General features: G+C 61.8%; 10 protein-coding genes and 1 tRNA gene. 5 read left to right on the top strand and 6 right to left on the bottom strand.

The window, feature by feature from the left end:
• The 6 genes from KBT70_RS11440 to fabI all read right to left on the bottom strand — a co-directional run.
• A partial coding sequence (locus KBT70_RS11440; protein WP_296633178.1) for a peptidyl-prolyl cis-trans isomerase occupies window positions 1–1,766 on the bottom strand: 1,766 nt, incomplete at its 3' end.
• 47 nt (window positions 1,767–1,813) lie between these two features.
• Window positions 1,814–3,019, bottom strand: a complete 1,206-nt coding sequence (locus KBT70_RS11435; protein WP_296633175.1) for an aminotransferase — start codon at window positions 3,017–3,019, stop codon at window positions 1,814–1,816.
• Between the two features lies 1 nt (window position 3,020).
• Window positions 3,021–3,518: a xanthine phosphoribosyltransferase gene (gpt, locus tag KBT70_RS11430; protein ID WP_296633172.1), complete on the bottom strand. Its 498-nt coding sequence runs from the start codon at window positions 3,516–3,518 to the stop codon at window positions 3,021–3,023.
• A gap of 4 nt (window positions 3,519–3,522) precedes the next feature.
• Window positions 3,523–4,128, bottom strand: a complete 606-nt coding sequence (locus KBT70_RS11425) for a LysE family translocator (RefSeq protein WP_296633169.1) — start codon at window positions 4,126–4,128, stop codon at window positions 3,523–3,525.
• Between the two features lie 11 nt (window positions 4,129–4,139).
• Window positions 4,140–4,754, bottom strand: a complete 615-nt coding sequence (locus KBT70_RS11420) for a LysE family translocator (protein WP_296633166.1) — start codon at window positions 4,752–4,754, stop codon at window positions 4,140–4,142.
• Window positions 4,751–5,581: an enoyl-ACP reductase FabI gene (gene fabI / locus KBT70_RS11415; RefSeq protein WP_296633163.1), complete on the bottom strand. Its 831-nt coding sequence runs from the start codon at window positions 5,579–5,581 to the stop codon at window positions 4,751–4,753. Before fabI ends, KBT70_RS11420 begins: the two co-directional genes overlap by 4 nt.
• A gap of 166 nt (window positions 5,582–5,747) precedes the next feature.
• Here fabI and pdxH point away from each other — a divergent pair, with 166 nt between their 5' ends.
• The 5 genes from pdxH to KBT70_RS11390 all read left to right on the top strand — a co-directional run bounded on the left by pdxH (window position 5,748) and on the right by KBT70_RS11390 (window position 11,793).
• Window positions 5,748–6,350, top strand: a complete 603-nt coding sequence (pdxH, locus tag KBT70_RS11410) for a pyridoxamine 5'-phosphate oxidase (protein ID WP_296633160.1) — start codon at window positions 5,748–5,750, stop codon at window positions 6,348–6,350.
• A 142-nt stretch (window positions 6,351–6,492) separates the two neighbouring features.
• Window positions 6,493–7,005, top strand: coding sequence for a cold shock domain-containing protein (locus tag KBT70_RS11405; RefSeq protein WP_296633180.1), 513 nt, complete (start codon window positions 6,493–6,495; stop codon window positions 7,003–7,005).
• Entirely contained in the window at window positions 7,005–7,469 is a 465-nt protein-coding gene (locus tag KBT70_RS11400) for a DUF192 domain-containing protein (protein ID WP_296633156.1), read from the top strand. The genes KBT70_RS11405 and KBT70_RS11400 overlap by 1 nt, the downstream gene beginning before the upstream one ends.
• Before the next feature lie 64 nt (window positions 7,470–7,533).
• Window positions 7,534–7,610: transfer RNA gene (locus KBT70_RS11395), tRNA-Pro, on the top strand.
• A 505-nt stretch (window positions 7,611–8,115) separates the two neighbouring features.
• Complete coding sequence (locus tag KBT70_RS11390; protein ID WP_296633151.1) at window positions 8,116–11,793, top strand: vitamin B12-dependent ribonucleotide reductase; 3,678 nt, start codon at window positions 8,116–8,118, stop codon at window positions 11,791–11,793.
• Window positions 11,794–11,804 lie beyond the last annotated feature (11 nt).

Below are 11,804 nucleotides of genomic sequence, written 5' to 3'. Positions count from 1 at the left end.
AGCACCTGAAAGAGATCCTGCCCGAGATCGGCGGCGACCTGATCCTGAAGGGCGCTGCGCAGGCGGGCGAGATCCTCGTCCTCTTCTGCGGGCAGGGGCGGCGCGATGCTGTCGAGACGCAGCACAAAGAGGCGGCCTTCGCCCTCGATCACGCGGACCTCGCCGGTGGTCATGGAAAAGACCGTGTCGATGAATTCGGCAGGCGCCTCGGGGCGGTAATCGCGGCGGGTCATGTCGGTCACTTCGGTGGCGGTCAGACCCAGATCGGCAAAGCTGGCACCGGCGCGCAGTTCGGCAAGTTGCGGTTCCAGTTGCGCGCGCAGGGCGGCGACCGTGGCCTCGGCCCGCCAGCCGCTGAGCACGGCGTCGCGCACATCTTCGAGCGGTTGAATCTGCGGCTCTTGGGTACCGTCGAGACGCAGGGCAAAGATGCCGCCATCGGCAAGTTGTTCGACCTCGGGATAGTCGCCTGTCGTCACCGCGTCGGCGGCCTCGCGGAAGCTGTCGTAGCCTGCCATGCCTTCGGTCAGGCCGGGGTGCCAGTCGATGCTGCCGAGTTCGAGATCGGTTTCCTTGGCCACATCCTCGAGCGTGGCCCCGCCAGCGAGAAGGTCACTGACCGTGTCGATCTGGGCCTCGATCACGCGGCGGGCGCGGTCAGAGGCCAGCTCTTCGCGCAGGCGCGGTTCAGCCTCTTCGAAGGGGGTGACTTGCGCGGCGAGAATGGCATTGACGCGAAAGAGGGCCGGGCCAAGGTTGGTGTCGATCGGGCCGACCACATCGCCGGCCTGAGCAGAGAACACCGCGTCAGCGGCAGCGCCCAGATCATCGCGGCTGACATCGCCAAGATCAATATCGGCCATGTCGAGCCCGCGTTCAGAGACCAGCATTTCGAGGGCTACGCCCTCGTCGATCCGGGCGCGGGCGCGGGTGGCGGCCTCGGTATCGGCAAAGACCAGACGTTCCACCAGCCGACGTTCGGGCAGGTTGAATTCGGACTCACGTTCGGCATAGGCCTCGCGCAGGGCGGTCTCGTCCACCTCGACGCTATCGAGGATCATCGCGGGCGTGACCCAAGCGTAGGTGATGCTCTTGGTTTCGGGCGTGGTAAAGTCGGGCAGATGGCTCTGGTGATAGGTCTTGAGGTCATCCTCTGACGGGACTGGCAGGCCAGTTTGCAGCGCGCTGCGGTCGAGCACGGCAAAGGCCAGGCTGCGCCGCTCGGCCAGATAGGTCATCATCGCGTCCATATAGGCCGTGGGCGTTTGCAGACCGGCGAGTGCTGCCGCCTGCACCAGCGTGCTGGCGGTCTCGGCGCGGATATTCTCCTCGAACTGGGATTCGTTCAGCCCCGCCTGATCGAGGGCAAAGGTATAGGCCGCGCGATCGAAGCTGCCGTCGAGCCCCTGAAAGGCGGGAATGTCGAGAATTTGGTCGCGCAGGTTCTCGTCGCCGATGGAGAGGCCAAGACGATTGGCCTCATGTTCCAGCGCCGCGCGCGCCACCAGACGGCCCAGCACATCGGTATCGACTCCGGCGGCGCGGGCCTCGGCAAAGGTCAAGGCAGAGCCGCGCTCGGCCTCGAGCGCGCGGATTTCGTTTTGCAGCGCGCGGGCGTAGGTGGTCACGTCAATCTCGGCGGTGCCGACATGGCCGATGCTGCGCACATTGCCCGAGAGGTTGGTTGCGCCAAACCCGGCAAGGCCGATGATCAAGAGGCCCATCAGAAGCCACATCGCGCCCTTGTAGATACCTTTGCCCGCCATGATGGCCCCCTCACTGTTGGTGGCTTGCGCCCTCATTGGGCGACTGTCTACGCGCTGTGACCGCCCGCGACAAGGGGCCAGCGGAGCGCAGCCAGCCGGTCAAAGAGCGTGTCGATGCCGGCGCGGTCGAGATTGGCGAAGGCCACGCGCAATTCATGCAGCCCCTGTGGGTCATCGGCGGGCCGGAACATCGTGCCGGGGAGCAGAAGCACGCCTGCCTCGGGCACCAGCGCCTGTGCCAGTTGGGTCGAGTCCATCGCGAAGGGATGCGCAATATAGGCGAAATAGGCGCCGCAGCCCAAGAGGGTCCAGCCTTGGCCTGCGAGTTTGGGCATGTTGTCGTGGATGGCCGCGCGCCGGTCGAGGATTTCGGCGCGCTCTCCGGCCAGCCATTGCCCGAGGTTGCGCATCCCCCAGAGGGCTGCGATCTGGCCCAGTTGGTTGGGGCAGATGGTGACGGTGTCGAGGAATTTCTCGACCTCGGCCAGACGGGTCGGGGAGGCCACCATTGCGCCGACGCGGTGTCCGGTCAGGCGGTAGGCCTTGGAAAAGGAATAAAGCTGGATGAGTGTCTCGGCCCAGTCGGGATCGTGAAAGAGATCATGGCCTGCGCCGGGGCGGGCATCGAAATCGCGGTAGGTTTCATCCACGATGAGGGCGATGCCGCGCTCTTGGGCCAGAGTATAGAAGGCGCGGGTGAGGTCGGCGGGGTATTCCACGCCGCCCGGATTGTTGGGGGTGACGAGCACGATGGCGCGGGTGCGGGGCGTGATAAGCGCCGCTGCCTGATCCGGATCAGGCAAGAGTTCGGCCCCCGCAGGCAGCGGGACAGCCCGCACGCCTGCCATGTCGAGCCACATTTTATGGTTGAAATACCAAGGGGTTGGAAGGATAACTTCATCCCCTTCGGCGCAGAGCGTGGTGATGGCCGCGCAAAAGGCCTGATTGCACCCCGAGGTGATTGCGACCTGAGCGGGCGTGATGCTGCCGCCATAGGTGGCGGACCATTGCGCCGCCACTTCGGCGCGCAGGTCGGGCAGGCCCAGCACGGGGCCGTAGAGATGCGCCTGCGGTTCATTCAGCGCCGCCTCTGCCACGGCACGGCGCAGCGCCTCTGGCGGGGGCGCGACAGGGGCGGCTTGGCTTACGTTGATGAGCGGGCGATGGGCCGGGAATGTCACCCCGTCAAGCCAGCGCCGCGCCTCCATCACGGGGGGCGAAAAGGTGCAGGCGGTGCGGGGCAGGTTGGTCATGTCAGGCGCCCCGATAGGGTTCGACATATTGCAGGGCCATGTCCCACGGGAAGAAAATCCAGGTATCCTGACTCACTTCGGTCACGAAGGTGTTGACCTGAGCGCGGCCCATCGGCTTGGCGTAGACGGTGGCGACATGCGCCTTTGGCAGATGTTGGCGCACGACTTCCAGTGTGCGGCCAGTGTCCACCAGATCATCGACGATGAGCACGCCCGCACCATCGCCCATGATCGACATATCGGGGGATTTGATCACCACCGGGGCGGTCTGGCTCTGGTGGTTGTAGGATTTGACGCTGATCGTATCGACGGTGCGAATGTCCAACTCGCGCGCGACGATCATTGCCGGGGCCATGCCGCCGCGCGTGATCGCCACGACTGCGCGCCAGCCGCCTTCGGGTGCCTCGCCCTGAAGCCGCCACGCAAGGGCGCGGGCGTCGCGGTGGAGTTGATCCCAGCTTACGTGAAAGCCTTTTTCATGGGGGAGGCGGTCCATCATGTCGTTACCTGCTCAAGAGGAGTTTCAGCCCGAGCGCGCCCAGAAGGAGGGCTGCTGCGCGGTCGATCATCGGTTTTGCGCCCAGATAGGCGCGGCGGGCGGCGGCCCCGCTCAGAAGGGTGGCGAAGCCCGCGTAAAAGAGCCATTCCACCAGCATGTGATTGGCGGTGATGAGCGCGATTTCCGTGGCGCTGAGGCCCTTGGGAAAGACCACCACCAGCACGGAGGCCGCGAAGAGCACCGATTTCGGATTGCCAAGGTTGATCAGCACCCCGTCGAGAAACGCCCGCCCGCGCGGTTTGCGTGGGCCTTCATTCACGGGCTGACGGGCGGCGCGCCACGTGGTCCATGCAATATAGAGGAGATAGGCCGCCCCTGAGATCTTGAGCGCCATGTAGGCCCATGGAAAGAGGGTAAAGAGTGCCTCGAGCCCCAGAAGTGCGGCGAGTGTCCAGAGTGCGGCGACAAGGCCAAGTCCCAGTCCCGCGGCGATGCCCGCGCTGCGGCCATCGGCCAATGCGGTGCGCAGGGCAAACAAGAGGGCGGGACCGGGGCTGAGAATGGCGGCGGCCAGAACCGCGTTGAAGGCCAAAAGATCGAGCGCGGTCATGGGCTGTCCTCTCAGGTGCTCGCGATCTTGACGCCAAGCAGGGCCAAAAGCCCGCCGAACGTGCGATCAAGGATGGATTTCAGGCTGACATAGGCGGTGCGGCTGCGTTCCAGCGAGAAGATACGCGCAACAAGGATGTTCCACAGGGTTTCATTGAGAAAAACCACAGCCAGCAGCGCGGCAAAGATCAAAGGCGAGGTGCCGGGGGGCACGGTGCCGATGAAAATCGCGGAAAAGAGCACCGCCGGTTTCGGGTTGGCCAATTGCGTCATCAGGCCCAGCCGAAAGGCCGAAGCCGCAGAGCGGGGCAGCCGCGCCTCTGCGCCCATGTCGAGCGGACGGTCGGCATCGCGCCACAGGCCCCAAGCCATCCAGATGAGATAGGCGGCCCCGATGATCTTGAGCGCCCAGAGCAGGGCCGGGGCGGCCTGAAACACCAGACCCAAGCCAAAGAGCGCCGCCGCCGCCCAGACCACGCCGCCCACGCCGATGCCCATCGCCAGAAAGGCGCCGGTGCGCAGACCTTCGGTGACGCCGGTGCGCGCGGCCATCAAGACTGCTGGTCCGGGGCTGATCGCCGCCATCAGGTGCAGGACGCAAATGGCGAGAAAGGCCGCGAGTGTCACTGATCCTGATCCTTGCGCCCGCCGGTGGCGTCGATGTCGGGGGCATCCACGGCCTTCATCCCGACAATGTGGTAGCCGGCATCGACATGCAGCGTCTCGCCGGTCACGCCAGAGCCCAGATCGCTGAGCAGGTAGACCGCGGAGCGGCCCACGTCGTCGATGGTCACGTTGCGGCGCAGCGGCGAGTTCAGTTCGTTCCATTTCAGGATATAGCGGAAATCGCCGATGCCGGAGGCGGCCAGTGTCTTGATCGGACCGGCGCTGATGGCGTTGACGCGGATGCCGTCCTTGCCCAGATCCTCGGCCATGTACTTGACCGATGCCTCAAGGGCGGCCTTGGCCACCCCCATCACGTTGTAATGCGGCATGACCTGTTCGGCCCCGTAATAGGTAAGGGTGAGGGCCGATCCGCCCTCGCCCATCATCTTTTCCGCGCGCTGCATCACGGCGGTAAAGGAATAGACCGAGATATCCATGGTCATCAGGAAATTGTCGCGGCTGGTGTCGACGTAGCGCCCGCGCAATTCGTTCTTGTCGGAAAAGCCGATGGCGTGAACCACGAAATCGAGGCTGTCCCAATGGCTGGCAAGATCGACAAAGAGCTGATCGACCGAGGCCATATTGCCCACGTCGCAGGGCAGAACGATGGTGGAGCCCAGCTCTGCCGCGAGCGGATCGACCCGCTTCTTGAGCGCATCGCCCTGATAGCTGAAGGCCAGTTCCGCGCCCGCATCGGCGCAGGCGCGGGCAATGCCCCAGGCGATTGATTTGTCATTGGCGAGCCCCATGATCAGCCCGCGTTTTCCCGCCATCAGATTGTTCGACATTCCCAGCCCCCGACCATCAGATTTTTCTGACCTTTAGGCGATTGGGGGGATTGCATCAAGGGCTGGTCATTTTCCAGAGCAGGGTGTCAAATGCCGTTGAGAACACTAGTTTGACACATATGGAAACATATCGGCGGAATCTGGCAGGCAGGATCAAAGGAACTTCATGGAACGCGACGGACTATTTGCAGGGAATGACCCGTTCGAGATTGCTCGGAGTTGGCTGGCTGAGGCGGAGAAATCAGAGCTGAATGATCCCAATGCCGTGGCGCTGTCCACGGTGGATGCCGATGGGTTGCCGAATGTGCGGATGGTGCTGCTCAAAGAGATTTCCGAGGACGGCTTCATCTTTTACACCAATTACAACAGCGCCAAGGGGCGGGAACTGACGGCCAATCCCAAGGCGGCGATGGTGTTGCATTGGAAATCTCTGCGGCGACAGGTCAGGATTCGTGGTATGGTCAGCCGCGAGGAGGGGACGCGTGCGGATGAGTATTACGCCTCGCGCTCGCTCAAGAGCCGTCTTGGGGCCTGGGCGTCGGAGCAGTCTCAGCCGCTCGACAGTCGGGGGACGCTGATGGCGAAAGTGGCCAAGATCACGGCGCAAAAGGGGCCGAATCCCCCGCGCCCGCCCTTTTGGGGCGGTTTCAAGATTGCGCCCGTTGAAATCGAATTCTGGGCGGACGGGGCGTTTCGTCTGCATGACCGGTTCGTGTGGCGACGCGCGCGCGTAGGGGAAAGCTGGAAAATTCAACGTCTGAACCCGTGAATTTCACGTTGCGTGAAATGCAAGGCATTGAAAAAGAAAGATATTAACCACTTGCAAGCGGGGGCGAATATAACGCAAGTGTTAGGCAGTCTTGGGGATGAAGGCTGTTAGGTAGGAAAAAGTGACGATACAGGATGATGATATTCGCAGAGTAAGGGGGCGTGTTAAGTGGTTTGACCCTGTGAAAGGGTTCGGGTTTGTGATTGCCGATGAAGGTGGCCCTGATATTTTGCTACACGCCAATGTTCTGCGGAATTTTGGTCAGAGTTCGGTTGCGGATCGCGCCGGGGTGGAATTGGACGTGCAGCAGACCGAACGCGGTCGGCAAGCGGTGGCGGTGCATGCGATCAGCCCGCCGGATGATCTTGAACATACGGGGCTTGCCGATCTCGACGAGATTGATCCCGAGATCATTCGCAACGCGCCGCTGCAACCGGCCCGCGTCAAATGGTTCGACAAGGGCAAGGGGTTTGGCTTTGCCAATACCTTTGGTCGCGACGAAGATGTGTTCGTGCATATCGAGGTTTTGCGCCGCTCCGGTCTTGCGGATGTTCAGCCCGGTGAGGCGCTGGCAATCCGCGTGATTGATGGTAAAAGGGGGCGAATGGCAACCGAGGTGTGTGGATGGGAAACGGCGGTAAAATTGTCCGAGTGATGGCGGCTGTCGTGCTTGCCGGTCTGGCAAGCACGGCAGCGGCGGAAGGCTGCCGCGAGGATGTGGTGATGCTGCGCAGCGATGCCGGCACCGCCCGTTTCCGTGTCGAGGTGGCGGATGACAAGCAAGAGCGTGCGCAGGGCCTCATGAATCGCGAGACGATGTCGATGAGTGCGGGCATGCTCTTTGTCTATCCCGAGCCGCAGCCGGTGGGGTTCTGGATGAAGAACACGCTGATTCCGCTCGACATGATTTTCATGGACGAGACGGGCACCGTGAAGAAGGTGCATCACGAGGCGCAGCCGCTGGACGAGTCGCCAATTTTCGGGGGCGAGGATATTCTGGCCGTGCTCGAGATCAATGGCGGTCTGGCGCGCAAGATCGGTATTGCCGAGGGTTGGACCCTTCGGCACGCGGCGATTGACCAGACCAAGGCCGCCTGGCCCTGCGCAGAGAGCCAATAAACCGAAGTGAGGCCGGTTTTTAGCTTTTCAAGGCACGCAATCGCCAGTATGCAGGCGCACGGTCCGGGGCGTAGCGCAGTCTGGTAGCGCACCTGTTTTGGGAACAGGGGGTCGTAGGTTCGAATCCTATCGCCCCGACCATTTCACACTCTGTTGGCACGCATGAGCCCCGAATTTCCGGGGGCCTCAGTGCGTGTGCTTTGCGTTCGTGTGCATGCACGCGGCGCACCAAACTTCAACCTCTGTCACAGCTATGACCGGCAAATGTGCCGGAAATAACGGCTTCTTTGCGATGCAGCCTGTGGATGAATCATGTCTGCGATCGGGGGGGCGTGACCTGAGGCATAGTCAAATGATTTTTCTACCCAAATCCGAAAAGTTTTCGTTGACCGCCTATGGCAACATACGTCAGTTTGTGTGGGCGGGCATCAAGGCCACAACATATAGTGGCTCGCCTCGGCAGGGACATGACACAAACACTCAGGACGACCAGATAGCGACCACTCCGCACGGTATGGAACAGAGGCGTTTCGCGATGCCGCACCTATGCCGTTCAAGGTTGAAACGACCGAACCACACCGGGCCCACGGCCTGAAAATCAAACCGGGCCGAGGGCCTTAAAAACGATTGCGATGGGGCAGAAGAGATGAAGATCGAAAGAAAATTCACCACCGCCGGACAAGACGCGTATGCAGCGCTGGAATTCGTGACCACGAGTTCTGAAATCCGCAACCCGGATGGGACGACGGTTTTCCGGCTGGATGACATCGAAGTGCCCCGCGGCTGGAGCCAGGTCGCAAGCGACGTGATCGCGCAAAAGTATTTCCGCAAGGCGGGCATCCCGAACCGGATCGAAAAGGTCAAGGAAGAGGGGGTCCCTGAGTTCCTGTGGCGCTCGGTACCGGCGGCGGACAATGACGGATTCGGCGGCGAGACGAGCGCCAAGCAGGTGTTCGACCGGCTGGCGGGGGCGTGGTGCTATTGGGGCTGGAAAGGTGGCTATTTCACCAAAGAGGCCGATGCCCGCGCCTATTTCGACGAGATGCGCTATATGCTGGCGCGCCAGATGGCGGCGCCCAATAGCCCGCAGTGGTTCAACACCGGCCTGCATTGGGCCTATGGCATCGACGGTCCGAGCCAAGGACATTACTATGTCGATTTCCAGACCGGCGAGCTGACCAAGTCCACCTCGGCCTATGAGCATCCGCAGCCGCATGCCTGCTTTATCCAGTCGGTCAAGGATGATCTGGTGGGGGATGGCGGCATCATGGACCTCTGGGTGCGTGAGGCGCGTCTGTTCAAATACGGGTCGGGCACCGGCACGAATTTCTCGAGCCTGCGTGCCGAGGGTGAAAAGCTGTCGGGTGGCGGCAAGTCGTCTGGCCTCATGGGCTTTCTCAAGATTGGCGACCGCGCGGCGGGGGCGATCAAATCGGGGGGCACCACGCGGCGCGCGGCCAAGATGGTGATCTGTGATGCCGATCACCCCGACATTCAGGAATTCATCAACTGGAAGGTCAAGGAAGAGCAGAAGGTCGCGAGCATCGTCGCGGGCTCCAAGATGCACGAGCAGAAGCTCAACCAGATCTTTGCTGCGATCCGGGCGTGGGATGGCAGCTCTGAGGATTCGGTGGACCCCAAGAAGAACGAGCAACTCAAGGCCGCCATTCGCAGCGCCAAGCAGGTGCAAATCCCCGAGACCTATGTCAAGCGGGTGCTGGATTATGCCAAGCAGGGCTATGAGAGCATCGAATTCCCGACCTATGACACCGATTGGGACAGCGAGGCCTATGCCAGCGTTTCGGGCCAAAACTCCAACAACTCGATCCGCGTCACCGATGCCTTTCTCAAGGCGGTCCGCGAGGATCAGGATTGGGCGCTGATCAACCGCACCGATGGGTCGGTTGCCAAGACGATCAAGGCGCGCGATCTGTGGGAAGATGTGGGGCATGCGGCCTGGGCCTGTGCCGATCCGGGTATCCAGTATCACGACACGGTAAATGCCTGGCACACCTGCCCGGAAGATGGCGAGATCCGGGGGTCGAACCCCTGCTCGGAATACATGTTCCTTGATGATACGGCCTGCAACCTTGCCTCGATGAACCTCTTGAAGTTCTTTGTGGACGGCAAGTTTGATGCTGACGCCTATATGCATGCGACGCGCCTCTGGACTGTGACGCTGGAAATCTCGGTGACGATGGCGCAGTTCCCGTCCAAAGAAATCGCGCAACTGAGCTATGAGTTCCGCACGCTGGGTCTGGGCTATGCCAATATCGGCGGCCTGTTGATGAACATGGGCTTTGGCTATGACAGCGACGAGGGCCGCGCGCTCTGTGGGGCGCTGACCGCGATCATGACCGGCGTGGCCTATGCCACCAGCGCCGAGATGGCCGGGGAACTGGGGGCCTTTGCGGGCTACAAGCGCAATGCCAAGCATATGCTGCGCGTGATCCGCAACCACCGCAACGCCGCCTATGGCGCGACTGAGGGCTATGAAGGGCTGGCGGTGAAACCCGTGCCGCTCGACCACAAGAATTGCCCCGATGCGCGGCTTGTTGATCTGGCGATGGCGTCTTGGGACGAGGCGCTCAAGCTGGGCGAAAAGCATGGCTACCGCAATGCGCAGACCTCGGTGATTGCGCCCACGGGCACCATCGGTCTGGTGATGGATTGCGACACGACCGGGATCGAGCCCGATTTCGCGCTGGTCAAGTTCAAGAAGCTGGCGGGGGGTGGTTATTTCAAGATCATCAACCATTCGGTGCCCGCAGCGCTGGAAAAGCTGGGCTATGGATCGGCGCAGATCGAGGAAATCGTGAGCTACGCCGTGGGCCATGGCACCATCGGCAACGCGCCGGGGATCAACCACACCTCCTTGATCGGTCACGGCTTTGGCCCCAATGAGCTGGCCAAGGTGGATGGCGCGCTCGGCTCGGCCTTTGATATCCGGTTCGTGTTCAACCAATGGACGCTCGGCACCGAATTCTGCACCAATGTGTTGGGGATACCGGCGGAAAAGCTGAACGATCCGACCTTTGATCTGCTCGCCCATCTGGGCTATTCCAAGCGCGATGTCGAACTGGCCAATGACCATGTTTGCGGCACGATGACGCTCGAGGGGGCACCGCATCTCAAGGTGGAGCATTACAAGGTCTTTGACTGCGCCAATCCCTGCGGCAAGAAGGGCAAGCGCTATCTGAGCGTCGAGAGCCATATCACCATGATGGCGGCGGCGCAGTCCTTTATCTCGGGGGCGATTTCCAAGACCATCAACATGGCCAATGATGCAACCATCGTGGATTGCCAAAAAGCCTATGAGCTGTCGTGGTCCTTGGGCGTCAAGGCCAATGCGCTCTACCGTGATGGATCGAAGCTGAGCCAGCCGCTTGCGGCCAGCCTTGTCGAGGATGATGAAGAAGCCGCCGAAATCTTTGAGTCCGGCACGCCGCAGCAAAAGGCGCAGGTGCTGGCCGAGAAGATTGTCGAAAAGGTGATCATCAAGGAAATCCAGAAATCGCACCGCGAAAAGCTGCCCGAGCGGCGCAAGGGCTATACGCAAAAGGCGATTGTCGGCGGGCACAAGGTTTACCTGCGCACCGGCGAGTATGAGGATGGCAAGCTCGGTGAAATCTTTATCGACATGCACAAAGAGGGTGCCGGGTTCCGCGCAATGATGAACAATTTCGCGATCGCGGTGTCGGTTGGCCTGCAATATGGTGTTCCGCTGGAGGAGTTCGTCGACGCCTTCACCTTTACCAAGTTCGAACCGGCGGGCATGGTGCAGGGCAATGACAGCATCAAGAATGCAACCTCGATCCTTGACTATATCTTCCGCGAACTGGCGGTGAGCTATCTGGATCGCACCGATCTGGCGCATGTCAAACCGCAAGGGGCCAGCTTTGACGATCTGGGCCGTGGCGAGGAAGAGGGCGTGCGCAATGTCTCGGAAATGAGCGAGGCGGCGGCAAGCCGGTCGCTGGAAGTGCTGCGCCAGATCAGCTCGACTGGCTATCTGCGCAAGCGTCTGCCGCAAGAGTTGGTGGTGTTCCAAGGTGGACAGGCCATGGCGCGCGCCGCAGGCGATGGCATGGATGCGATGAGCATGCTGGCCACGCTGGTGCCCGAAACGGCCACAGCGACGATGTCGTCGATGACCACGACGACGGCGGTTGCCTCTGGCTCGGTCAGCATGGATGCCCGCACCAAGGCGCGGCTTCAGGGCTACGAAGGCGAGGCCTGCGGCGATTGCGGCAACTACACGCTGGTGCGCAACGGCACCTGCATGAAGTGCAACACCTGTGGTGCGACGAGCGGGTGTAGCTGAGGATCTCGGAC

Origin of the sequence: Roseovarius sp. (assembly GCF_018066915.1) — a bacterium.
In the GTDB taxonomy this organism is placed as follows: Bacteria; Pseudomonadota; Alphaproteobacteria; order Rhodobacterales; family Rhodobacteraceae; genus Roseovarius.
This window is presented reverse-complemented; position numbering and strand designations above follow the sequence as displayed.